The organism is Pandoraea communis, assembly GCF_902459745.1.
In the GTDB taxonomy this organism is placed as follows: domain Bacteria; phylum Pseudomonadota; class Gammaproteobacteria; order Burkholderiales; family Burkholderiaceae; genus Pandoraea; species Pandoraea communis.
The window spans coordinates 595,145-618,337 of sequence record NZ_CABPSJ010000003.1 but is presented as its reverse complement, the minus strand read 5'-3'; the positions used below and the strand labels follow the sequence as shown (position 1 = coordinate 618,337).

The 23,193-nt window shown below is 62.2% G+C and carries 27 protein-coding genes, 1 tRNA gene and 1 pseudogene; 17 read left to right on the top strand and 12 right to left on the bottom strand.

Annotated elements, in window-relative coordinates; all coding sequences use genetic code 11:
* Positions 1-67: 67 nt before the first annotated feature.
* Positions 68-253 (top strand): annotated as a pseudogene (locus PCO31110_RS26265) (GntR family transcriptional regulator); the annotation flags it as partial.
* Positions 254-328: 75 nt separating this feature from the next.
* Positions 329-787: an FCD domain-containing protein gene (locus PCO31110_RS26260; protein ID WP_370855829.1), complete on the top strand. Its 459-nt coding sequence runs from the start codon at positions 329-331 to the stop codon at positions 785-787.
* Between the two features lie 289 nt (positions 788-1,076).
* On the opposite strand, the gene PCO31110_RS13670 is transcribed toward PCO31110_RS26260, so the two are convergent.
* The gene (locus PCO31110_RS13670) at positions 1,077-1,766 is read right to left on the bottom strand and encodes a LysR substrate-binding domain-containing protein (protein WP_174979546.1); all 690 of its coding nucleotides are present in this window, start codon (positions 1,764-1,766) and stop codon (positions 1,077-1,079) included.
* On the opposite strand from PCO31110_RS13670, the gene PCO31110_RS13665 reads away from it, so the two are divergent.
* Positions 1,721-2,314, top strand: a complete 594-nt coding sequence (locus PCO31110_RS13665; RefSeq protein WP_150690641.1) for a short chain dehydrogenase — start codon at positions 1,721-1,723, stop codon at positions 2,312-2,314. The genes PCO31110_RS13670 and PCO31110_RS13665 overlap by 46 nt on opposite strands.
* A gap of 86 nt (positions 2,315-2,400) precedes the next feature.
* Here the strand turns inward: PCO31110_RS13665 and PCO31110_RS13660 are convergent, their stop codons facing one another.
* Positions 2,401-2,649, bottom strand: a complete 249-nt coding sequence (locus tag PCO31110_RS13660; protein WP_150690640.1) for an aldo/keto reductase — start codon at positions 2,647-2,649, stop codon at positions 2,401-2,403.
* 144 nt (positions 2,650-2,793) lie between these two features.
* On the opposite strand from PCO31110_RS13660, the gene PCO31110_RS13655 reads away from it, so the two are divergent.
* From PCO31110_RS13655 to PCO31110_RS13615, 9 genes are all read left to right on the top strand, one after another.
* Positions 2,794-3,708, top strand: a complete 915-nt coding sequence (locus PCO31110_RS13655; RefSeq protein WP_010804631.1) for a LysR family transcriptional regulator — start codon at positions 2,794-2,796, stop codon at positions 3,706-3,708.
* Positions 3,709-3,845: 137 nt separating this feature from the next.
* Positions 3,846-3,930: transfer RNA gene (locus PCO31110_RS13650), tRNA-Leu, on the top strand.
* A 432-nt stretch (positions 3,931-4,362) separates the two neighbouring features.
* Entirely contained in the window at positions 4,363-5,337 is a 975-nt protein-coding gene (locus tag PCO31110_RS13645; RefSeq protein WP_246189849.1) for an AraC family transcriptional regulator, read from the top strand.
* A gap of 176 nt (positions 5,338-5,513) precedes the next feature.
* The gene (locus PCO31110_RS13640) at positions 5,514-6,080 is read left to right on the top strand and encodes a carboxymuconolactone decarboxylase family protein (RefSeq protein ID WP_150690638.1); all 567 of its coding nucleotides are present in this window, start codon (positions 5,514-5,516) and stop codon (positions 6,078-6,080) included.
* A complete protein-coding gene (locus PCO31110_RS13635; protein WP_150690637.1) occupies positions 6,077-7,216 on the top strand; it encodes an acyl-CoA dehydrogenase family protein in 1,140 nt (379 codons plus the stop codon). The genes PCO31110_RS13640 and PCO31110_RS13635 overlap by 4 nt, the downstream gene beginning before the upstream one ends.
* Entirely contained in the window at positions 7,213-8,064 is an 852-nt protein-coding gene (locus PCO31110_RS13630) for an ABC transporter ATP-binding protein (RefSeq protein ID WP_010804627.1), read from the top strand. The genes PCO31110_RS13635 and PCO31110_RS13630 overlap by 4 nt, the downstream gene beginning before the upstream one ends.
* Before the next feature lie 34 nt (positions 8,065-8,098).
* Positions 8,099-9,283, top strand: a complete 1,185-nt coding sequence (locus PCO31110_RS13625; protein ID WP_150690636.1) for an ABC transporter substrate-binding protein — start codon at positions 8,099-8,101, stop codon at positions 9,281-9,283.
* Positions 9,276-10,127: an ABC transporter permease gene (locus PCO31110_RS13620; RefSeq protein WP_010804625.1), complete on the top strand. Its 852-nt coding sequence runs from the start codon at positions 9,276-9,278 to the stop codon at positions 10,125-10,127. The genes PCO31110_RS13625 and PCO31110_RS13620 overlap by 8 nt, the downstream gene beginning before the upstream one ends.
* A 109-nt stretch (positions 10,128-10,236) precedes the next feature.
* Entirely contained in the window at positions 10,237-10,956 is a 720-nt protein-coding gene (locus tag PCO31110_RS13615; protein WP_036660888.1) for a pseudouridine synthase, read from the top strand.
* Positions 10,957-10,989: 33 nt separating this feature from the next.
* Here PCO31110_RS13615 and PCO31110_RS13610 read toward each other — a convergent pair whose 3' ends face one another.
* From PCO31110_RS13610 to PCO31110_RS13585, 6 genes are all read right to left on the bottom strand, one after another.
* On the bottom strand, positions 10,990-11,862 hold the full coding sequence (locus tag PCO31110_RS13610) for a 23S rRNA (adenine(2030)-N(6))-methyltransferase RlmJ (protein WP_150690635.1): 873 nt from the start codon (positions 11,860-11,862) through the stop codon (positions 10,990-10,992).
* Positions 11,862-12,524 carry a DNA-3-methyladenine glycosylase I gene (locus tag PCO31110_RS13605; RefSeq protein WP_010804622.1) on the bottom strand — a complete coding sequence of 221 codons (663 nt, stop codon included), beginning with the start codon at positions 12,522-12,524 and terminating at the stop codon, positions 11,862-11,864. Before PCO31110_RS13605 ends, PCO31110_RS13610 begins: the two co-directional genes overlap by 1 nt.
* A gap of 267 nt (positions 12,525-12,791) precedes the next feature.
* A complete protein-coding gene (locus PCO31110_RS13600; protein ID WP_010804621.1) occupies positions 12,792-13,553 on the bottom strand; it encodes an SDR family NAD(P)-dependent oxidoreductase in 762 nt (253 codons plus the stop codon).
* Positions 13,554-13,674: 121 nt separating this feature from the next.
* Positions 13,675-14,535: a fumarylacetoacetate hydrolase family protein gene (locus tag PCO31110_RS13595; protein WP_010804620.1), complete on the bottom strand. Its 861-nt coding sequence runs from the start codon at positions 14,533-14,535 to the stop codon at positions 13,675-13,677.
* A 19-nt stretch (positions 14,536-14,554) separates the two neighbouring features.
* Positions 14,555-15,310 carry an SDR family oxidoreductase gene (locus tag PCO31110_RS13590; protein ID WP_150690634.1) on the bottom strand — a complete coding sequence of 252 codons (756 nt, stop codon included), beginning with the start codon at positions 15,308-15,310 and terminating at the stop codon, positions 14,555-14,557.
* 80 nt (positions 15,311-15,390) lie between these two features.
* Positions 15,391-16,119, bottom strand: a complete 729-nt coding sequence (locus tag PCO31110_RS13585) for a FadR/GntR family transcriptional regulator (RefSeq protein ID WP_150690633.1) — start codon at positions 16,117-16,119, stop codon at positions 15,391-15,393.
* Between the two features lie 390 nt (positions 16,120-16,509).
* On the opposite strand from PCO31110_RS13585, the gene PCO31110_RS13580 reads away from it, so the two are divergent.
* The gene (locus PCO31110_RS13580; protein WP_150690632.1) at positions 16,510-17,592 is read left to right on the top strand and encodes a calcium:cation antiporter; all 1,083 of its coding nucleotides are present in this window, start codon (positions 16,510-16,512) and stop codon (positions 17,590-17,592) included.
* Positions 17,593-17,703: 111 nt separating this feature from the next.
* Here PCO31110_RS13580 and PCO31110_RS13575 read toward each other — a convergent pair whose 3' ends face one another.
* Both PCO31110_RS13575 and PCO31110_RS13570 read right to left on the bottom strand, forming a co-directional pair.
* A complete protein-coding gene (locus PCO31110_RS13575; protein WP_010804616.1) occupies positions 17,704-17,934 on the bottom strand; it encodes a hypothetical protein in 231 nt (76 codons plus the stop codon).
* A gap of 69 nt (positions 17,935-18,003) precedes the next feature.
* Positions 18,004-18,291 (bottom strand): hypothetical protein, encoded by a 288-nt coding sequence (locus PCO31110_RS13570; RefSeq protein ID WP_150690631.1) that lies wholly within the window; start codon positions 18,289-18,291, stop codon positions 18,004-18,006.
* A gap of 84 nt (positions 18,292-18,375) precedes the next feature.
* On the opposite strand from PCO31110_RS13570, the gene PCO31110_RS13565 reads away from it, so the two are divergent.
* The 3 genes from PCO31110_RS13565 to PCO31110_RS13555 all read left to right on the top strand — a co-directional run bounded on the left by PCO31110_RS13565 (position 18,376) and on the right by PCO31110_RS13555 (position 20,345).
* On the top strand, positions 18,376-19,113 hold the full coding sequence (locus tag PCO31110_RS13565; protein ID WP_010804614.1) for a riboflavin synthase: 738 nt from the start codon (positions 18,376-18,378) through the stop codon (positions 19,111-19,113).
* Positions 19,114-19,645: 532 nt separating this feature from the next.
* A complete protein-coding gene (locus PCO31110_RS13560) occupies positions 19,646-20,095 on the top strand; it encodes a DUF2975 domain-containing protein (protein ID WP_168162849.1) in 450 nt (149 codons plus the stop codon).
* Between the two features lie 10 nt (positions 20,096-20,105).
* Positions 20,106-20,345: a helix-turn-helix domain-containing protein gene (locus PCO31110_RS13555; protein WP_036660894.1), complete on the top strand. Its 240-nt coding sequence runs from the start codon at positions 20,106-20,108 to the stop codon at positions 20,343-20,345.
* A 312-nt stretch (positions 20,346-20,657) separates the two neighbouring features.
* On the opposite strand, the gene PCO31110_RS13550 is transcribed toward PCO31110_RS13555, so the two are convergent.
* The gene (locus PCO31110_RS13550; protein ID WP_010804610.1) at positions 20,658-20,909 is read right to left on the bottom strand and encodes a hypothetical protein; all 252 of its coding nucleotides are present in this window, start codon (positions 20,907-20,909) and stop codon (positions 20,658-20,660) included.
* 328 nt (positions 20,910-21,237) lie between these two features.
* Here PCO31110_RS13550 and xth point away from each other — a divergent pair, with 328 nt between their 5' ends.
* The gene (gene xth / locus PCO31110_RS13545) at positions 21,238-22,017 is read left to right on the top strand and encodes an exodeoxyribonuclease III (RefSeq protein ID WP_150690630.1); all 780 of its coding nucleotides are present in this window, start codon (positions 21,238-21,240) and stop codon (positions 22,015-22,017) included.
* Between the two features lie 100 nt (positions 22,018-22,117).
* Here xth and PCO31110_RS13540 read toward each other — a convergent pair whose 3' ends face one another.
* Complete coding sequence (locus tag PCO31110_RS13540; protein ID WP_010804608.1) at positions 22,118-23,101, bottom strand: flagellar brake protein; 984 nt, start codon at positions 23,099-23,101, stop codon at positions 22,118-22,120.
* Positions 23,102-23,193: the final 92 nt, after the last annotated feature.

The following is a 23,193-nucleotide window of genomic DNA, read 5'->3' as shown; positions in this document are numbered from 1 at the left end:
ACTGGGCCGAAATCCAGGTCTGTCGACAAGCTAGCCTGGTCATCTTTTCTCTCGGTCGAATACTGGTATGAATAGCCCACGACGCGTTGTGCAAAGCGATCGTTTGCGTGATCAAGTCTATCGGATGCTTCGGGAAGATCTGCGCAACGGCAGCTTCTATGCCGGCCAGCGACTGGTCGAACTTGAACTGGCCGCCCATTATGGTGTTTCACGCACGCCGGTACGGGAAGCGCTCTTTCAGCTTGCGCGGGAAGGCCTCATCACCGACTCCGATCGTGGCTACAGCTTGCCTGTAGACACGCATGACGACTTTCTCGATCGACTGGCGGTGCGTAGAAATCTAGATCCACTTCTTGCCGCACACGCAGCGCTGCGTGCGACACCCTCGCAGGTCCACGAACTTGAACTGTTCCTCGCAAGGATGCGGGAATCACACGAAGCAAACGACTTCAAGGAGTTCGCCAATCACGCGCATCTGTTCCGCATTGCCCTGATCGAAGCGGGACACAACATAGCGCTTGATCGCGTATGCAGGGTCATTGAGGATCAATCTCTCATCATGAGGAACAAGCAGTATCGGGACGAGGACAATCGGGCATTGGCCATACAGTTCGAAGAGAAACTATTCCACGCCATCAAGCAATCGGCCCCGGACGCAGCGGCTCGGGTCGCGCGCGAGTATATGGAAGCCGTGATCCGGCTGCTCGGAGAATCCATCACAAACGCCCCGGCGCTCTGGATTGCCCCACGGCAGCCTTCCCAGGGCGACGGCACGATAACAGCGTGACCATACTCTCGGCGCATGATTACCCCTCCCCGTGTCACGCATGCAGCGCTCCCCTCTCCGACGCGGTCGCGGCACGACGGGACTGTGCCTGCAACGCCAACATGAATGACCACGACTTCGAAATGCACCAGTGTCCGGTTCGGCGGCATCACGAATCCACCACCGGCACCGATGGTGCCCAACGATACAACGATGCCCCACGGAACGGCGTTTCCCGGTCGTTGTGTTACGGTGCCAATCGTGCGCGCTACACCAACGAGCGAGAGCACTGGCGCGGACGATCCGGGCCTTATCGAAGGTTCGGTGTTGAAGAGGCGTCCCCCACACATTCCCTGACCAGATCCCGAAGCCACTGCCCTAGCGCGCTTCCTGACGTACGCCGGTGCCATGCGACGACGGCGGAAAAGGAGTCGGGTTTCACCTCGAATTCAATGCGTTTGAATTGACAGGCGGAGGCGACGGCGGAGGGAACGAAGGCGACGACATCGTTGTGTTCGAGGAATGGCCGCAGCGACGTGTAGCAGGCGAGCGTGGCGACGGGCGTACGCGGGGGCACATCATTCGCGGCCAGAAACCTCTCGACAGCATTCCCCGAATAGCTGGCACTATCTGCGAAATCGACATAAGCGAACCCAGCCAAATCCACCGGACTCCGAACTGCCCGTGCAATCTCGGACCTCTCGCCTGCGACGCAGCAATAGTGCTCATCGATCAGCGAGATGCGCGGGAGCGAATCGTCGACAAACGTTGAAAATCCGATCGCCAACTCAACATCGCCGTCGGCAAGTCTTTTCGCGTGCGCGCGCCGGTCAAAATCCACAATCCGCACTTTCAAATCCGGCGCGAGTTGCCGAATTTTCGCGAGAAGCTTCGGGACAATCGACAATTGAGCATATTCATTGGCGATAACGGTAACCCAGCGATTCAGAGAACGTGGATCAAACACTTCCGCCTGAAAAACATCATCCACATCCGCCACGATCTGCTCGAACTTCCGCGCGATACCGAGTGCAAACTCCGTCGGCTCGAACCCACTGCTATGCCGCAGAAAGATCTCGCGAGGAAAGGCATCGCGAAGCCGCGGGCAAATTCGACGCCGTCATCAGCGCTGCGGGCCATTGCGAATACGCACCGTTCGAATCCATGACCGACGATCAGTGGCAAGCCACAATCCAGAGCAAGCTGGTTGGTCAGATGAACGTGGTGAAAGTGGGTCTCGATTACATCGAGAGCGGCGGTTCTTTCACGCTGATCTCCGGCATTCTCAACATCAAACCCATGCCGCTGGCCATTGCCGATGCCACCACCAGCGGTGCGATCGACACGTTCGTGAAATGCGTTGCATTTGAATTGCCGCGCGGTATTCGGATCAACGCGGTCAATCCGACGGTGATCGAGGAAGCGTGGGGAATGTATGGCGAGATGATGCCGGGCTATCAGCCGGTGCCGGGTGCGTTGGTTGGCAAGGCATTCGAGCGATCGGTCGACAGCTTCATTACTGGACAGGTGATTTTCGTGGACGCCTGATTGGCCGTCCATTGAACGACAAAAAGATGGGGCGGCTCCCACGGAATCGCCCCAATCAGTCACCCATAGGGTGTTGCAAAAGTCGTTCACGCCGATTTCACGCATCCGACCAGTCTCGCGCAGCCCTTCCAGCGCCCCCCCTCTTCCGAGCGCCCCACCCAACGCACAAGCGCGGTATCAATCAGGTTGATGCCGCGATCGATGGCGTGATGAATCGTGGCAATGTATTCGGCATCGTCCGAGCCCTCCCGCATCGCCCGGCCAATGGCCCAGGTACCAAGCACGATACGGCTCACCGGTTTACCGATACTGAGAATGTGTAGCGTTTCCGTCACGCCGCCCGTGGCGTCGCTACAGAATCAAAAGGAAGTCGGTAAAATTTACCTCACAAAAAAATGAATAATGCTCAACGGATGCTTAATACGTTGGGCTTGTCGGGTGTTTCTGGATTTTGTTGCTTGATACTTGTTGGGAATTTCATGCCTGCCTTCACTCGCGGCGAGCTTGCCGATTTGAATGTTTTTGTCACGATCTGCCGCCGGCAGAGCTTCCGGGAGGCCGCCACCGAGTTGGGCGTGACGACCTCTGCCCTGAGTCACGCGATGCGCAATCTGGAAGCGCGCCTGGGCGTGAAATTGCTGAACCGCACGAGCCGGTCTGTGTCGCCGACGGCGGCAGGCGCGGCTTTGGCGAAGGAATTGGAACAGGGCCTTGAGCAGATTGCATCGGCGATTGGCGCGCTGGATCGTTATCGCGCATCACCTGCCGGACGATTGCGCCTGAACGTACCCCGCGATGCGGCGCGCTTGCTGCTCGACCCGATCCTCCCCCGATTCGTGGCGTCGTATCCGGACATTGAACTCGATGTCACGGTGGATGACCGGATGCTGGATATTGTGGCGGAGGGTTTTGACGCGGGGATGCGTTATGGCGACACGGTGCCGGGCGACATGATTGCGACGCCGTTGACGCCCGCGCTGAAGTGGATCGTGGTGGGGGCGCCGGCCTACTTTGCGCGGCATGGACGGCCGAAAGTGCCACAGGATTTGATGTCGCACAATTGCATCCGGATGCGATTAGGCGACAACACGTTGTACAAATGGGAATTGGGCAATGGGTCAACGGCGTTGGAATTGGATGTGCCGGGTGCGCTGAGCATTAACGAGAGCGATGGCGTGATCGCTGCGGCGGTGGGTGGTTTGGGGTTGGGCTATGTGTTGGAGCGCAACGTGTCGGCGGAATTGTCCGATGGCACGTTGGAGGCGGTACTGATGGATTGGGCGGTGGATGGGCCGCCGTTGTCGATGTATTACCCGAGCCGGCGTCAGACGTTACCGGGATTGCGTCACTTGATCGATATGATTCGGTTGGAGCATATGGGGCGAGCGGCGTAGCGAGTTGAGGGGCTGTGGGGGTTGTGCGGGCGCAAGAAAGATTTTTGAAATTCCGGCGCAAACCTGTTGACAGCCCACTTCCCTCTCGGCATAATCTTGTTTCTTCGCAGCGAGCAAGCAGTTAGCAAGCTGACGGGGCCCAGATGGCGGAATTGGTAGACGCACTAGTTTCAGGTACTAGCGGGTAACACCGTGGAGGTTCGAGTCCTCTTCTGGGCACCAAAAAATTCCAAAAAAGCCGACGATCGAAAGATCGTCGGCTTTTTTCATATCTGCCCAGAAAGCAATGTGCCTGCGCACATTGCGTGGGGACTCGAAAGGCATCGCTTGCAAGCGATGCCGGGGTCGCGGAACGTGACCGAGTCCTCTCGGTGCCGCAGGCGCCGTATGGGGGCTGGCACCACCACCGATCCGGGCCTTATCGAAGGTTCGGTTTCCATCCCCCGTCACCACCCCACCCTCGTAATAAGCATCCAACGAAAAAATAGTTGCCCAACGTTATGTGCATGGGGAGGATGGTCGCTTTGCTGAGGGATTGGCATATACGGGTGGGTAGCGATGCGGGACGAGACGCAGGACGCGAGAAAGCGGCGAGAGAGCCAACAGGGCTTTTCCGAAGAGAACTCAGGACATCCGGATCGGGTTGCCGATTGGTTGTTGGCTGGGCTTGAGTTGAAGAGCACGCTCTTTCACGTGGGCGAGTATTGCGGCGTTTATCAGGCGTCGACGGCGGGTCATCAACGGGCGAGTTTCCACGTGCTATTGGAAGGCGGATGCTATTTGCACATAGATGCCGAGGGTGGGCAGATGGCACGTACGATCCCGCTCGGCGCGGGCGACGCTGTCTTCCTGCTATCCGACGTGCCGCACTGCCTGTCGCCGGATGCGGCACCTCCTGCGGACCTGTCGGCACGCGCCGGCGAGATGACACCGCTGCCAACACAACCACGCCCTCACGCAACCGCCCCGTCGTCCGTCTCTCTGGCCTGCGGCTTTTTCGAATTCCGTACCGACCTCGACGCGTTGGTACTGGGCATGTTGCCGAACCCGATCGTGGCGCGTCGCGCTAACGGGCGTATCGAGGGGATGACGCAGATCTTCTCGCTGATTCAGGCGGAGGCGCGCCGCCCCGGCGAGACGCCATCACCGCTGCTGGCGCGCCTGACCGACCTCCTCTTTTACTACGCATTACGTGAAGCCGTGCATGCCGAAGACGTTGCACCGGGCATGTGGCGTTTGATGCGACGCGACGCCTTCGGGCGCTTGGCTGCGGCGATCATCGAGTCGCCGGGCGAGCGGTGGACGACGGATGCGATGGCCGAGTTCGTCCACATGTCGCGGGCGCGCTTTTGCAAGCAGTTCGTCGAGATTGGCGGCCAACCGCCGGCACAATTCGTCACGCTGGTTCGAATGAAGACCGCAGCAGCGTTGCTTCGCGAGGGCGTCTCGTTGCCCGAAGCTGCGGAACACGTCGGCTACCAATCGGAATCGGCCTTCGCACAGGCCTTCAAACGGGTAACAGGAATCCAGCCGGGCGCATGGCGACGTCAGGCCACCCGCAGTGCCGCGCCAGACGCCGCCCCGACACACTCGGCTCTCATACCCGCTGCTCCCTACGCACTGCACTGACCCGCGAGCCGGCCTCGTCCGCCGATGCCATGCCGCACTCCCGCGGCAGCGACACGGCGTGCATTGAGACATCTCCGAGGCACGCCGAGACAAATCCGCAGAATTTCCAGACACGCGCGCATTGAGCATTCGGCCGCGCCTGCGCACAATGGAGGCTCGACTGTAAGGAGCCCGATATGAGCCGACTGCCATTGCATACCCTTGAGACCGCCCCGGAGGCGAGCCGTCCGTTTCTGGAAAAATCGCTAGCGGCAAACGGATTCCTGCCGAATCTGGTGGCGTCGCTCGCCAACGCCCCGACGGCGCTCGAAACGTACCTGAGCGTGGGCGCAATCAACGGCCGCGCCAGCCTGACGCTCGCCGAGCGTGAAGTCGTGCAGATCACGGCAGCCGGCATTCATGGCTGCGGCTTCTGCGTCGCAGGCCACACTGCCGTTGCCCTGAAGAAGGCGCAATTGCCCGAGGCCCTCGTCAATGACATTCGCAACCAAAACAGACTGTCTGACGCCAAGCTCGACGCCGTGGCCGTCTTCACGCGCGCCGTGATTGCGACGCGTGGCGCCGTGTCGGACGCGGAATTCGCCGATTTCAAGTCGGCCGGCTTCGACGACGCCGCAGCACTCGAGGTGGTGCTCGGCGTGTCATTGGCTACACTATGCAACTTCGCGAACAATCTTTCGCAAAACGAACTGAATCCGCAACTGGCGGCATACCGCTGGGAGCCCAAGGAACAAGCCGCATGAGCACACACGCCAGCCTGCGCGGACTCGCCGCAAGCGCCCCCGCGCTCGCGGCCTGGCTCGACACCCACGCCGAAACGCTCGACACGGAAGCCACGCTCTGCGGCGACGTCTTACCGCAACTGGCCACGGCCGGCCTGCTGCGCATTGGCGTGCCGGCCGAGCTGGGTGGGGCTGGCGGCACGATTGGCGACGCGATCGACAGTGTCGCCGATGTTGCGCAACACTCCTTTGCGGCAGCCTTCGTCCTGTGGGGACAACGCACGTTCATCGAATATCTGTTGCAAAGCCCAAATCAGGGGCTGCGCGAGCGTCTCCTGCCTGCCCTGCTTTCAGGCGAACTCGCAGGCGCGACGGGATTATCGAACGCCATGAAATTCCTTTCCGCCATCGAACCACTGCAGATCCGCGCGACGCAAGCGCCGGGCGAGCATGGCGCGATCGGCGAAACGGCGTGGCACGTGACCGGCGCGCTGCCGTGGATCACCAACCTGCGCAAGCAGGGGTTCGTCGCCGCAGCGGCAGCAGATCACGAAGCAGGTGGCCCGCCATCGATCTTCGCCATCGCGCACGATGCGCCGGGTGTCACACGCAGCGACGATCTGGATTTGATCGGCTTGCGCGGCACCAATACGGCGGCGTTGCGAATGACAGACACACTGCTCACCGACGACGAACGCATCACCGACAACGCGCCGGCGTGGCTCGTGCGTGTGCGCCCGGCATTCCTCGGGCTGCAATGTGGCATGTCGCTGGGCCTCGCACGGCGAAGTCTCGCGGGCACCAACGACGCTGGGCCGAGCGCCCGTGCCGCCGTAGCCGATGAGGTCACCGCGCTGTCAGAGCAACTTGATACACTCAAGGCTCGCCTGAAGGCGGGGGTCGCACAAGGCGAGTTCGTCGAGACACCCGCGCGTCTGTTCGAACTGCGCATTGCCCTCGCGGACGTCGTCCATGGCGCTGCTACGCTGGAAGTCCAAACGGGAGGCGGACACGGGTATCTGCGCGGCTTGTCGGGCGTGGCACGACGTCAGCGCGAGGCCGCCTTTGTTCCCATCGTCACACCGAGCCTCGTGCAACTGAAGAACCAGCTCGCGGCACAACGCGCGCAACAACTCAAGACCGGAACGGCTTCATGACCCAACCTACGGCGACGCAACGCGCGCATACCGACACGTTCATCGCCACCGCGCGCGAGGATGACTCGCGCGCGCCGTCCTTTCTGACGCTGCGCAGCATCGGTCTGTCATACGGCAACCGGGCAATCCTGCGAGGCGTCGACCTGTCTGTCGCCCCCGGCGAACTCGTTTCCGTCCTCGGGCCCAGCGGCTCCGGCAAATCGACACTGCTGCGCATTGCCGCAGGCCTTCTCCCCCCGAGTGACGGTACGGTCGAGGTGGATGGCTCACCGCTGTCCGGCCCTCGGCCAGACATTGCGCTGGCGTTTCAAGACCCATGCCTGCTGCCCTGGCTGTCCGTTGAACGCAACGTTGCCTTCGGGCTGACCTTCGCGCGACAGCCGGTACTCTCGCGCGAAACGCGACGTGCGCGAATCGATGCTGCGCTGGCCGAAGTGGGACTTTCACATGCCCATCAACTGCATCCCCGCCAGCTCTCCGGCGGCATGGCGCAGCGCGTCGCACTTGCCCGTTGTCTCGCACGTCAACCTCGCGCGCTGCTGCTCGATGAGCCGTTCGGCGCGCTCGACGAAGTGACACGCGCCGACATGCAGCGCCTGCTTGTCACCGTCGTTCGGGACACTGGCGCCGCTACCGTCCTAGTGACACACGATATCGACGAAGCGTTGCTCGTCTCCGATCGTATCGTGCTGCTCGGCAATCAGGGCCGCACGCTGGCGCAATGGCGAGTGGACCTGCCATCGCCGCGTGAAGCGCAAGTGCAAGCGTTGGGCACATTGCGCATCGAAATACTGCAAGCGTTGCAACATGCGATGTCCCGCGATGCGACGACGCATAAAACACAATAGACCACACCGTCCTACCTACGGGGATTCCCAGACCATGTGCCAAATTTCCCGCCGTGAATGGCTCAAACTCGCTTCGATGATGACCGTGGCCGGTGCCGCACCGCTGCTGGCTTCAGCCGCCGCACGCGCCGCCGCCGAACCGGACGCGCCGTTGCGCATCGGCTATCTGCCGATTACCGACGCCACGCCACTACTGGTCGCTCACAACAACGGCTATTTCGAGCAGGCTGGCATCAAGGCGGAAAAGCCAACACTGCTGCGCAGTTGGGCCCAGTTGATCGAAGCCTTCCTCTCGGGACAGGTCAACGTCGTTCACCTGCTCTCCCCGATGACGGTGTGGGCCCGGTACGGCAGTCAGGCCCAAGCCAAGGTGGTGGCATGGAATCACGTCAACGGCAGCGCGATCACCGTGACGAACGACATTAACAAGTTCAGCGACCTTGGCGGCAAGACGGTGGCCGTGCCGTTCTGGTATTCCATTCACAATGTCGTGCTGCAAGGCTTGCTCGCCGCCAACGGCCTCACGCCCGTCCTCAAGAAGTCTGGTGCGCCTGCGGCCAACGAGGTCAACCTGATCGTCATGGCGCCGTCGGACATGCCGCCGGCACTCGCCGCCAAGCAGATCGCCGGCTACATCGTGGCCGAACCGTTCAACGCGGCAGCCGAAAACCTGAAGGTCGGCAAGGTGCTTCGCTTTACCGGCGATGTGTGGAAGAACCATGCGTGCTGCGTGGTGACGATGCACGAGCGCGATCTGACGTCGCGCCCGGAATGGTCGCAGAAGGTCGTCGATGCCATCGTCAAGGCGCAGGCATGGACGCGGGCGCATCCGGAAGACGCGGCGCGTTTGCTATCGAAGGAAGGCGAAAATCGCTATACCCCGCATCCGTTCCAGGTCTTGCAGCGCGTGCTGGCGCCGGCCGCGTCGGAGCAGGGCCGCTACCTCGCCGACAAGGCGATCGTTCACGCCGATTGGCACGAGAAGCGTATCGACTTCCAGCCGTACCCGTATCCGAGCTATACCGAAGCACTCGTGCGTCATATGCAGAAGACGCAGGTCGAAGGCAATGCGCAATTCCTCGCGAAGCTCGATCCGGCATTTGTTGCGCGCGATCTTGTCGACGACCGGTTCGTCAAGAAGAGCATCGCGGCGGTGGGCGGCATGAAGGCGTTCGGTCTGCCGGATGGTTTCACGCGTCAGGAGGTGATCGTTGTCTGATCTCGCGTCCGCTCGTGCCGCCGAGAACGCGAACACGGCGAACTCAGCAACCCGCGACTTGCCGACGAGTGAATCGATCGGACGTTTCGGTCGGCAAACATGGCTCGGCCTGGCGGGACTGGCCGGCATCGTTGTGATCTGGTGGCTCGGGATCGCGGCCTTCACCACGCCCGGCTCGCTCGCCGCACAGTTCTCGCCCGCGGCAGCCCTGAGCGCCCTGCCCGACCTGATCCGCGACGAACAATTGGGTCTGCATATGTTGTCCAGCCTTCGACGTATCGGCGTCGGGCTGGCATGGGCCGTCGTCCTTGGCGTTCCGCTGGGCTTTCTGATCGGACGCATTCGCTGGCTGGATAAAGCGCTCACGCCTTCGCTGCAGTTCCTGCGGATGGTCTCGCCACTGTCATGGATGCCGATTGCCGTCATGTCGCTAGGCGTCGGCGACCCGGCGGTGTACTTCCTGCTCGCGTTCGCGGCGCTGTGGCCACTGGTCATGAGCACGGCCGCGGGGGTGACCCATATCGACCGCCGTTGGGTGCAACTGGGCGAGAGCCTTGCCGCAACACGGTGGGAAATGCTCTGGCATGTCTACGTTCCCGGCATCGCCGCCCACGTGCTCACCGGCGTGCGGCTGGCGATCGGCATTCTCTGGATCGTGCTGGTACCGGCAGAAATGCTGGGGGTCAACGCAGGACTGGGCTACCTGATCCTCGACACGCGCGATCGCCTTGCGTACTCGGAACTGACGGCCGTCATTCTCGTGATCGGCGTCCTTGGCTTCCTGCTCGACTGGGCCGCGCGCTTCATCTACCGCCGTTTCAGCGGCGCCACGCAGGACGAGTAAGCGACAAACACGCCCATGCGCATGAGCGTCAGGCGTCGAGGCTATGGCACATGAGTCCAGGCCGCTACAATAGCGGCCTGAATTCACATGGCCTGACGGAGAACGCATCATCGAGTTAGATCGCCTACTGCAATCGCAGGGCTTCGGCAGTCGCAAAATGTGCCGCAAGCTCATCCAAACCGGTGCTTTCGCCATCGACGGCGTGGTGCACGACAATCCGCGCGAAACGGTAGACCCGCTGGGCCTGCAGTTCACGCTTGACGGCGAACCGTGGGAATACCGCGAACACGTCTACGTGCTGCTCAATAAGCCCGAGGGCTTTGAGTGCTCCACCAGTCCGACGCATCACGAAGGCGTGCATTCGCTGCTGCCCCTGCCGCTGGCGGTGCGTGGTGTGCAGCCGGCCGGCCGGCTCGATCAGGATACGACCGGCATGCTATTGCTCTCCGACGACGGGCCGTTCCTGCATGCCATGATGTCGCCGCGCCGCCACGTACCCAAACGCTACGTGGCGACCACCAAGCATCCGGTCACCGAGGAGATGTTGCAGGCGTTGCGCGAGGGCGTTTTGCTGCGCGACGAAACCGAAAGGCTCGCCGCGACCGACGTCATGAGTCCCTCGTCGCACGAGATCGCCCTGACGATCACGCAAGGTAAATACCACCAGGTCAAACGGATGGTCGCAGCGGCAGGCAATCGGGTGGAGGGGCTGGTCAGAATCGCCATCGGCGGCCTGCCGATGGGCAATCTCGCGCTGGGCGAATGGCGCTATTTGTCGCCGGAAGAGCTTCTGTCGCTGCCGTACGAAGCACCGGCTTCAGGCAAATGAGCGCCGCGCACCGAGCGCGCTCGATGCAACGCCTCAGTTCTGCCGGCCTTCGAGCAGGAATTGGGCCCCCTTATCCTGACCAAGCGTCTTGACCAGATACGGCAGGGTCGCCTTGAGGGTGTCCTGCAACATGTACGGCGGGTTCACGATGAACATGCCGCTGCCGTGCAACCCCATGCCACCCGGCACCGGACTGCAAACGGTCAGCGCGGCATGCACCCAACTCTTGATCGGTCGTCCGTCGATCGTGAGACGCTTCATGCGCCCCGGCAATTGCGACGCCTCACGGCGCTGCACCAGCGGATACCACACGGCATACATTCCCGTCGGGAAACGATCGAGACCTTCCTGCACAGTCTGCGTCGTGCGCGTGTAATCGCGCTTGTCTTCATACGATGGGTCGATCAACGTGAACGCCCGGCGCGGCGCAGGCGGCAAAATCGTCTTGAGGCCCGCAAAACCGTCGGCACCAAAAATCATCGTGCGACGCGCCACAGCCCGGCCCTGCGCTTCGAAATTCTCACGCAACACCTCCTGCTCGGTCGGGTGCGCCTCGAACAAACGCAACCGGTCGCGGTCGCCCAGCAATTGCAGCGCAAAGTATGGCGAGCCGGGGTAATAGCGCAGTTTGCCGTCCGGATTGAATTCGCGCACGAGCGCGACGTAGTCCGCGAGAGGCGGCGGCAGGTCGTCGCGCGTCCAGAGGCGGCCGATGCCGGTCTCGAACTCGCCCGTCTTGTCGGCCCACTTGCCGTCGAGCGCGTAGCCGCCTGCGCCCGCATGCGTGTCGATGTACCAGAACGCCGTGTCTTTCTGGCGCATGTAATCGATGCATTCAACGGCGATGAAGTGTTTCAGCACGTCGGCATGGTTGCCGGCGTGAAAGGCGTGGCGGTAGCTGAACATTAGGCAGATCCTGATTCGTCAGGCGCGATTGTAGCCGACGACGCCCCCGCACGGCGTTTCCGGCCCTGCGCGACACCGCTCTTACCGCCCGGTAACGCATGTGCCTTCACCGCCTTGTGACGCGGACACGCCACGAGATGATCGTTCACCATCCCCGCTGCCTGCATGAACGAATAGCAGATGGTCGATCCCACAAAGGTGAATCCGGCCTTCTTCAGCGCCTTGCTCATTGCGTCGGAGACGGCCGTGGTTGCCGGCACCTCGCTAAGCGCCGCCCAGCGGTTCTGCAACGGCTCACCGCCAACGAACTGCCACACGAATTCGCTGAAGCGCGTACCCGCCGCTTCCATCGCCAAAAAGGCGCGGGCACCCTTGATGACACCATTGATCTTGAGACGGTTGCGCACGATACCGGCGTCCGCCATCAATCGCGCCTCGTCCTCCGGGCCATATGCCGCGATGCGCGCCGGATCGAAGTCGTCGAACGCCTTGCGGTAGGTATCGCGCTTCTTGAGAATCGTGGACCAGGACAATCCGGCCTGCGCCCCCTCGAGCATCAGCAACTCGAACAACGCGCGCGAATCTCGCAGCGGCACCCCCCATTCCTCGTCGTGATACCGGCGATACTGGTCGAAGCCTTCGCTCCACGGACAGCGTTCCATTTGCCCCTCAATAGTTGTGCCTGCGCGCAAGTGCCGCAGACCAAATTCAGACGAATGGAGCAAGTGTGCCAGCATTTGCCGGCGGAGCGAATCGGCAATGCCGTGCTGGACGCAATTTTGCGTCGTGCGGCAATGCCGATGCAGAATTTTCCGGGGGAAACGCGGAATTTGTCCCGGCGGACCGCCGCCCTCAGACGAGCGACCCGCCGGGCCCGGACGCGTGGCGGCAATCGCCCGCGTCGCCCTTACGGCTGACGTCGAACCGCGTCAGAGCATCAACTGCCCGCCGTTGACCTCGATGATCTGTCCGGTCACATAACTCGCCAACGTCTCCGATGCGAGATACAGAAATGCGCCGGAGCACTCGTCCGGATCGCCGAGGCGTCCCATCGGAATGCTCTGACGGAAAGCCTCGATCTGCGCCTCGGTGCTGAATTGCTCGTGGAACGGCGTCATGATGACGCCCGGCGACACGGCGTTCACACGAATGCGATCCGGCATCAGTTCCTTCGCCATACCGCGCGTGAGCGTGCTCACGAACCCCTTGGCCGCCGCATAGATCAGGGCCCCCGGACCGCCACCGTGACGCGCGGCAATGGATGTCACGTTGACGATCGCACCACCGCCCTGCTTGCGCATCGCGGGCACGACAGCACGAGAGAATGCGACGACCGAGCGCGCGTTGACGTTGAGCACATCTTCGAAGTAGGCATCGGAGACTTCGGTGAAGGGCGTGCGTTTGACAAGGCTGCCAGCGTTATTGATGAGCACGTCGATGCGCCCGAAACCATCGAGCACATGCGCCACCGCAGCATCGATAGCGCCGGTATCCGCCACATCGGCGGCGACCGTCATCGCTTTCACGCCGTATGCCCGTACCGCCTCGGCCACCGCTTCCGCCTTGTCCGCAGAGCGGTTGTAGTGCACAGCCACGTTTGCGCCCTGCGCGGCGAAGGCCTTGGCCGCCGCCGCGCCGATACCGGTGCTCGCGCCGGTAATCAGAACGAATTTACCTCTCAGGTCTTGCATGATGGATCGCTCCCAATGCTGTCGATGACGAATGTGATGTATATGACTGACATGACGGCGGCCAACGCCGCCCGACACTCGTCACCGTACAGGATGGATGTGAAGAAAATCTGGCACGCACTCAATCGAGCCAGCGCGTGTCGTAGGCGTGGACTTCCTGTGTTTGCTCGCCCAGACCATCGACGCCTAAACGCATCACGTCTCCCGGCTTGAGGAACACCGGCGGCTTCTGACCCAGGCCCACGCCCGGGGGCGTGCCGGTCGTCACCAGATCGCCCGGCTTCAGGGTGGTGAACTGGCTCAGGTAGTGCACGAGATACGCCACGCTGAAGATCATCGTCGACGTGTTCCCCGTCTGACGGCGCACGCCGTTCACGTCGAGCCACAGCCCGAGTTGCTGCGGATCGCGGATCTCATCGGTCGTCACGAGCCACGGGCCAACCGGTCCGAACGTATCGAAGCCCTTGCCCTTGTCCCACGTGCCACCTCGCTCGATCTGGTACTCGCGCTCGGACACATCGTTCACAATGCAATAACCGGCCACGTAATCAAGCGCCCGTTCAAGCGGCACATAGCGTGCCGTGGTGCCGATGACGAAACCCAGCTCGACCTCCCAGTCGCCTTTCACGGAATTCCTGGGCAATACCACGGGATCGTTCGGTCCGTTCAGACAGTTCTCCCACTTGGTGAAGAGCACCGGCTCGGTCGGCACGGCCAGCCCCGCCTCGGCCGCGTGATCGCTATAGTTCAGGCCGACGGCCAGAAACTTGCCCAGCCCCGAGAACGGCACACCCAGACGTCCCGGCGAGGCCACCACCGGCAACGACCTCACATCGAGCGCGCGCAACGCTGCCAGCCCCTGCGGACTCAGCGTCTCCGGCGTAATGTCGGCGAGCACGTTGGAGAGGTCACGCACTTGGCCGTCTGCATCGAGCAAGCCCGGCTTTTCCCGGCCCTTCGGGCCAAAACGCAGCAGTTTCAAAGCAATTCTCCTTGCGAAATCAGTTGGACCAGCCACCGTCTATCAGATGGATGGCGCCGGTGGTAAAGGCGGATTCGTCCGAACCCAGATAGATGGCCAGCGCTGCAATCTCTCCCGGCGAGCCGACGCGCCCCATCGGCTGACGCGCCACGAACTGCTCGCGCACTGCCGCGAGGCTCGTGCCCGCCGCATCGGCTTGCGTTGCGATGCGCTGGCGCAGCGATGGCGATTCCACCGTGCCGGGACAGATGGCATTGCACCGAATGCCACGCGTCACGAAGTCGGCCGCAATCGACTTCGTCAACCCGATCACAGCGGCCTTGCTCGCGCCGTAGACGCAGCGATTGGCCACGCCCTTCACGCTCGACGCCGCCGACGACATGTTGATGATCGCCCCACCTCTTGCGGCCAGCATGGCGGGCAGGAAGGCGCGCGTCGTCCGGTACATGCTCTTGACGTTCAGATCGAACGAGAAGTCCCACGCCGCTTCGTCGCATTCCAGAATCGAGCCGTGATGCACGAAACCCGCGCAGTTGAACAGCACGTCGATCGCACCGAGTTCCTGGGCAAGTGCCGTGACCGCAGCGCCATCGGTCACGTCGAGCGGACGCCGCAGCAGATGGGGATGATCGTCGAGTTGCGCGAGCGTCTCGGCGTTCAGATCGGTTGCAATCACACGTGCGCCTTCGCGCAAGTAGGCTTCGACGCTTGCGCGGCCGATGCCCTGTGCCGCAGCGGTAATGACGGCGGTCTTACCCGCCAGCCGGCCTGTCATGGATGCCTCCTCGTGGGCCTGTGGATTCGGTTCGAATAGGTTTGGAATAGGGGTGGGTACGCTGACGGTCGTTGGGCAGATCAGACGTCGACAGTCCCTTCTGCCGCCTTTGCCAGGCTGCCCGACGCCGCATAAGCGTCGCGCACGCGGCAAAGATGGCGCCGCATCGCTTGCGACGCTTGCTCGGGGTCGCGAGCCTCCAAGGCGTCGAGAATATGGCGATGGTCCTGAAGACTGCGCGCCAGCACCCCCTCGACTTGCGACGTTACGCGGCGGCTCTTCTTGCCCAGCACATAGAGGCTGTTCGAGATGCTTTGCAGGAACGGGTTCTCGCAGGCGTCGACGATCGTCTCGTGAAATGCCATATCCGCCGCCGAGAACGTTTCCGGATTGCCCAGGAGCGCCTGTTCGTCGTCGACGAGCGCGTGCAGCCGTGCGATCTCTGTATCGCCGATATGCATGGCGGCAAGCGCCGCGACACCCGGCTCGATAACCAGCCGCGCATCGAATAGCGCTTCGAGCGTGCCCGCATTGAGTTCGATGACCATCTCGAGCGGCTCGAGCAATTCGCGCATCTCGAGCGATCCGACGAACGTCCCCTCTCCTTGCCGGATACGCAGCAAGCCAAGCAACGCGAGCCCCCGAATCGCTTCGCGTACCGCCGGCCGACCGACACCCAGCATGCTCGCGAGATCGCGCTCGGGCGGAAGCTGCTGACCGGGCTTGAGCAGCCCGCTGCGAATCATCGTGAGCAGACGCTGCGCAACTTGCTCAGAGACGGAAACCTGCACGATGGGGTCGAAGGACATGGCGTCGGCGATAAAGGCGAACGGCAGCACCAAACAATGCCATTCAGTGGTAAGACCAATGAACGAAACATTACGCCTGACGTCCATCGTGTGTCAACGTGAGTGCGGCGTCTTCCGAATTCCTCATTCGTCCTATGGAATTTCCCGACGTCCTCCGGCTCGGCGTCAGAAGCGTCATCCCGGAAGATCGTTTGTCCATGCGCCTCTCGCGCAGACCTGTGTGCCCCGTCCGGCGACCTGGCGATGCCACGCCTTTCTGTTGTCGGTGTGTCACTTTTCTGCGACCATGAGTCGCCGCCCCAACATTCTCACCGGGGCAACGTTCCCGCCGTTGCTTGACCAGCCGTACCTCAAGCCGCATCCGTTCCCCGAATTCTGGAGTCTCCGACGATGTCCTCCTCAAAGACCGCCAAGCTGGTCCATTGGACCATGTACATGCCAATCCTGGCCCTCGTTGCACTCGGCGTCGCCGGGTTCCTGCCTTATGGTGCATCGCTTGCGCTATGCGGCGTCGCACTGGCCGGCGCCGTGTTCTCTGCCGTTCATCACGCCGAAACCGTCGCCCACAGGGTCGGCGAGCCGTTCGGCACACTCGTGCTCGCGGTCGCGGTGACCATCATCGAAGTGGCGCTGATCGTCTCGGTGATGCTCTCGGGTGGCCCCGACAAAGCGGGACTGGCGCGCGACACAGTGTTCGCAGCCATCATGATCGTGTCGACGGGGATCGTGGGACTGTGCCTGCTTTTCGGCGGCGTGCGTCACCACACACAGGGCTTTCATGTCGAAGGCGCGAGTGCGGCGCTCGCGGTGCTGTGCGCCTTGTCGGTGCTCACGCTGGTTCTGCCGAACTACACCAGTTCGGTGCTGGGCCCAGGGCTCACAGCGTCGCAACTGGCCTTCGAAGGCATGATTTCGCTCGTGCTGTACATAGTGTTCGTGTTCGTGCAGACGGTGAGCCATCGCGACTACTTCCTTGCGAAAGCGCCGGGCGAAGAGATTCACGTGCCGCCGCCGTCGCGTCGCACGGCCATTCTGAGTCTGGGGCTGCTGGTGGTGGCGCTGCTGGCCGTCGTGGGCCTCGCGAAAAAGCTCTCCCCCGCCGTGGAAAATGCCGTGGCGGTGGCCGGCGCGCCGAAGGCGGTCGTCGGTATCGTAATTGCAGCGCTGGTCTTGTTGCCGGAAGGCCTGGCGGCCCTGCGCGCCGCGCGTGCGAACAAACTTCAGACGAGTCTGAATCTCGCTCTCGGCTCGGCACTGGCGAGTATCGGGCTGACCATCCCGACCGTAGCGGCTGTCTCGTTGCTGCTCGACCAGCCTATCGAACTCGGTCTGGCACCGAAAGATATGGTGTTGCTCGCCGTCACGCTGCTCGTCGGCGTAATCACGCTCGGCACCGGACGCACAACCGTGCTGCAAGGGGCCGTTCACCTGGTGCTGTTCGCCACCTTCCTGTTCCTGGCGATAGTGCCCTGATTTGCGGGCCGCCCCGCCCCGTCGGGCGAGGTGGCTCCCTGATGACCCGTCAATAGCCCGGCTGACGCAGCGGGCTGAGCGCGGCGGTGTCAGCCGCGCGCCAGTGTCCGCTCAGGACTGGCCGGCGTCCTGCTTCTTCGTCTCGCTCGGGGTTGTGCTGGCCGTGTCGGCAGCGTCCGTCTTGTCCGACGGGACACCGAGCAATGCCCCCAACAGCTTGCTGCCGGCCGCATTGCGTTTGCCTTGCGCACCGACCTGCTTGCCGCCTTGCGGGCCACGACGCACACCGGCGTCAATCTTCAGGCCCTTGCGTTTCTGAATTTCAAATTTTGTCTGGGTCATGATGCTGTCCGTTGTGGGCTGCCCGCCAGGCATCAGGCAGGCTGAATCAAATTCAGGGATTCCGGAGGGTCAGAGGTCGATACCGAGGCTGCCATCGGCGGCCAGCGCCTTTGCCAGCGTGTGAGCGGCTTCGAGCGCATCGCCAGCCCATCGGTAGCCGTCAGGCGTGGTGTGGGTGAGCGGCGGGTCCAGCGTTTCGATGACATCATCTACATCGCGCCAGCCGGTGAAATGCACCACCCCGTGGAACTGCCCGTCCGGCGCGGGCGACGTCTCCGCCCAATAGTAGAAGTCCTCCGCCAGCAGGCAGCCCTCGAAACCCATATCGATCCTGTCGATCCGGTGAAAAGGCGGCATCGTAGCACGCCGCACGACGAGCGGCATACCCGCGCAAGGCAGTAGAATACGGCGGCATAGCAACCCACGACTCTAGACATCACGATGTTCACCGGAATTGTTCAAGGCACGGCCACGCTGTCATCCATCGAAGATCGCGACGGCATGCGCACCCTCGAGTTGGCGTTTCCCGAAGGCTTCTGCGAAGACCTGACACTCGGCGCCAGCGTCTCGGTCGATGGCGTCTGCCTGACGGTCACCCAACTGCTCTCGCCAACCGCCGCATCGTTCGACGTCATCCTCCAAAGCCTGAACGTCACCACGCTCGGCAGCTTCGGCACCGGCGCGCTGGTCAATGTCGAGCGCGCGGCAAAGGATGGTGCCGAAATCGGTGGCCATCCGCTTTCGGGTCACATCGACTTCTCGACGGAAATTCTCAGCGTACGCACGTCGGACACCAATCGCGTGTTGCGCATCGCCATTCCCGAAGCGTTCCGCAAGTACATCTTTGCAAAGGGCTACATCGCGATCAATGGCGCGAGCCTGACCGTCTCGGAAGTGAATCGGCAGGAAGGCTGGTTCGAAGTGTGGCTGATTCCTGAGACACGTCGGATGACAACGTTCGAAGACAAAGTCGCCGGCACGCGCATCAACATCGAGATCGAACGTAGCACGCAGGTGGTGGTCGACACGGTACGTGAAGCGGTTCAGGAAAGTCTTGGCCGTCTGCAACCGGTGCTCGAAGCCCTGCTCAAGGAAAAGGGGCTTTCGCTCGACGACTTCGTCAGTGCGCCGCAATTGCCCTCGGGCAATGCAAACGACAAACCGGCGCCCAAGGCCTGAGCCTGAACCTGCCGCCCGGCATCGAAGACACTGCGCCAACTTGCCAACGGCAGGTTTTACGAGTGCCTCAACACGCCCCGCCGAGGGGCTTCTCCCCGATGCGCCGGGTATAGCGGAACTGTTCGTCTCGCACCGACACAACGCGTCTCGATATGGCTCGCCGAAATGGGGGCCAGTTGGGTGGCCCGCGCGCCGCTGACGCACTGGCTATCGATTCCCCCCCGGCCCTGGCTCGATAGCGCGATGCCGTCGATGACGCCCCTATTCGTCTATGTTCCGGCGCGCAGTAAGGCGAGTGAGGATGTCGATGACTTACTCCGATAAAATTTCGCTTAACGAAAACAAATTATCGTGAAATAATAATTTTCATCTCAACAACGCGTTGCGCCTCCCCATGGTCACGAACAAAACGCTACCGCCCGGCGCTTCCGCAGGCCTGCCGGAACATCTGCGGCGAATCGCGCGAATCCGTCGCCTGAGCAACGTGATGGCGTGGGCCTGCCTCACGGTTCCCGTGTTGCTTGTACTTGGCATGCTGCGCTATTGGACGGCGACATCCGCTGCAGACGTCTTTCGTCACGCAGGCCTGGGCATCGCGCCCCCCGCAACGCTTGACGCGCTGTCACGGGTCGGGGGATTTGCGATTTCGATGGTGCCGCTCGCCGCCTTGGTCTTTGGCCTCCTGGCCGCCCGTCAATGCTTCCGGTTGTTTGCGAACGATCAGGCGCTCACTGCCGCGGCCGTGCGTTCACTTCGGACATTTGCCGTGGCCATGGCGGTATCGGCCGCGCTGCAGCCTTTGGCAGGTGCGGCGCTCAGTGTGCTTCTTAGCGCATTGAGCCCCGAACGGACATGGAGCCTCGCCGTGAACGTGGGATCGGACACGCTGCTGCAATTGCTATTCTCCGGAATCGTCGCCGTGATCGCCTGGGTTCTCGTTGACGCGACCGAAATCGCGGACGAGCATCGACAGTTCGTCTGAGGGAAGGTTCATGCCAATACGAGTCACGCTGGGCGTGATGCTCGCCGAGCGCAACGTCAAGTCCAAGGAATTGGCAGAGTTCGTGGGGATCACGGAAGCCAACCTCTCCCTTCTCAAGCAGGGGAAGGTCAAGGGCATTCGCTTTGAAACGCTCGAGCGAATCTGCGTCTATCTTCAGTGCCAGCCCGGCGACTTGCTTCGCTACGAACCCGCCGTTCACACCGAAGACGGTGAAAACACCGACACATGATGCCCAACACAAATCCGCTGCGCCGTTCCGCACAGCGACATTCGTTCGCCATCGCCCTCATTGCGGTGTCTGGCTGGCTTGGTGGCTGCTCGTCGCAACAAATGCACGCCACAGGACAGGCGTGGCACAGAAGTCTTTGCAACGAACAGCCCGTCGATATGCGTAGTCGGTGTCAGGCCGACGCGAACAGAAACTACGACATGTACCGGCGCGACACCACACCCGCAAAGCCGGATTGACCCGTTATCGCTGTGCGGTGAGCTTCGCTTCGTATGGGAGAGCACGCCGTCAATTCATGAAGCGGGAGACTCGTCACGACGAGTCCCCCTGCTCTGGGGCGCCGAGTATGACGTCGATCGCTGCCTGGCCGGCGATTTCCGCGACCAGATAAGCCCATCGCCGCGAAAACGGTCCGTTGCGAACCTTGATGGGCGTACCAAGGGCCACGATGCCTGCCAGCTTGATCGGGCCATCCACGCGAAACCATACGTCGAACGTGTCCTGCGCGGCAGGCTTCAACGCTACGTAGATCTCAAAGCCACGGTACGCAATCGTTCTTTCCATCGTCACCTCCGGCATCGTCAAGGACACAGCCTGCGGAAAACAACAGCACAGCCGTCTCTCGAGCTGCAACGCTCGCAGTGATGGTACTCCTTCAGACACCGTCGCCCCCCAATGACAGGTTCGTGTTGTCGTCAACATGACTGCAACATCGCAGCAGAAGGCATTGCGCGGTGAGTCGGACAATCGCGGCCCGAAGGATAGTCGCCTACAATGCGGGCATAGTGTTTCGCCGTGATCCGCCTACCGGGCGAGACAAGGACAGTCCGCTAGAAACCGGCGTAACGAAGCACCCACCCAACCCTCGCCAAATCAAGAGATACGATTCTTCATGCAACTTGCCACTTGGAACGTCAACTCGCTAAAGGTTCGTCTCGGCCACGTACAGGATTGGCTGCGCAGCAATCCGGTCGACGTTCTCTGTCTTCAGGAACTGAAGCTCACCGACGAGAATTTCCCGATCACGGAAATCGCCGCGCTCGGCTACACCTCGCACTTCACGGGGCAAAAGACGTATAACGGCGTCGCACTGCTGGTCAACCACACGAAAGTGGGCGAAGCCAAGGATCTCGTCAAGAATTTGCCGAACTTCGCCGACGAGCAGCAGCGGCTCATCACGGCAACGATCGGAGACGTGCGGGTGGTCTGCGGCTACTTCCCGAACGGACAGGCGGTCGGTTCGGACAAGTTCGCCTACAAGCTGAACTGGCTCGACGCCCTCACCCATTGGCTCTCCGATGAAATGGAGCAGCATCCGAAACTCGCGCTTCTCGGCGATTACAACATCGCGCCCGAAGACCGCGACGTGCACGATCCCGCGAAATGGGAAGGCCAGAATCTGGTGTCGCCGCAAGAACGTCAGGCGTTCGCGCGTCTGCAAGGGCTTGGCTTGCGCGACACGTTCCGCATGTTCGATCAACCGGAAAAGACATTCAGTTGGTGGGACTACCGCATGGGCGCCTTCCGCCGCAATGCCGGCCTGCGCATCGACCACATCCTCGTATCGGCCGCATTGGCAGAGCGTTGCACCGCCTGTGAAATCGACCGCGTTCCGCGCACATGGGAGCAGCCTTCGGATCACACCCCGGTCGTTGCCACGTTCAAGGACTAACGAACGCGCCTGCGCTCGTTTCCCTTCGGCAATGCAAAACGGCACCTGAGTCAGGTGCCGTTTTTTCATCGGGCAAGGCCTTGACAGGTCACTTGGCAGGTTACTGGCCGGCGCGTGGGTCCGTCAGACGCGACTCATAGACGAAGCAGCGAATCGCCGCCTTGTTGCGCGTGTCCATTTGCATGAATTCCAGCCCGTAAGCCCAGGTGCCATCGACAAGCGGCCCCTCGACGCCGCGCACCGCCGCCATGCCGAGAATCGGGACGACGTCCGCACCGATCGGCACGCGGAACTGCAACGCGACATGATGGCAGCCATCGGGTAACGGCGCCTTCGCCAGGATCCCCGCCCCATCGGCGCTGATGTCTCGCACCATCACCAGCCACTCGGGCGTGTCCTGCGGATCGGCCAGCATGCGGGTAAATGACGCCCGCGTCGTTTCGTCCAGTGGCGACAGTCGCGCGACCAGCCGCGTATCGACACGAGGCGTGCGACGCACCGGTGTCTCACGGACCTGAGACGGACGCGAGACCAACAAATAGTCGAACGGTCCATGATGGACGCTATGCACGTCGCAGGTGAATTCGTACAGGTTGTCGCCGGGGAACGTCCAGAGGGCGAGCCTATCGCCTGCGGTCACCGGCAAACGCATCTCCCCCGCCGTGGGCGGCGTGATGATCAACATGCCGTTGGGCGCCCGGCCGATCAGCCGTGCACGCACGCGCGTAGTCTGCGCTTCCGGCGCGACGCGCACCTGTATCCACGCACCGATGGGCAATGGCACAGGCAAACCGTGGAGATATACCGTCGACGCCCCCGCTCCCAGCGGCGATGCTGAGTTCGCCGCCTCCGTGCGGCCTGCCGCCTCGCCCGTGGTGGCCCCGTCGGGCAGCGGCCGGTGCGGCGCGAACATGGTGAAGAGCCAATCGAGATCGGCCTCGGACGGCAAACGCTCGCCCGCCGCCAGCAACGGCGTGCCGTCGGCATCGAACAAAGGCCACGAGAGTGGAACATGCGCATCAAGCTCGCGGCGGTTGACTGCCACGAACCCCGGATAGCCTGACGCAATACAAGTCGAGTGCATGGTGCCTGTCGGGTACGAAACCCTTGATAGTTTGGGAACAAGGCATTGGCCTTCCCCGCATTCCGGCACGCGGGGCCGCGTCTTGGGCGGCC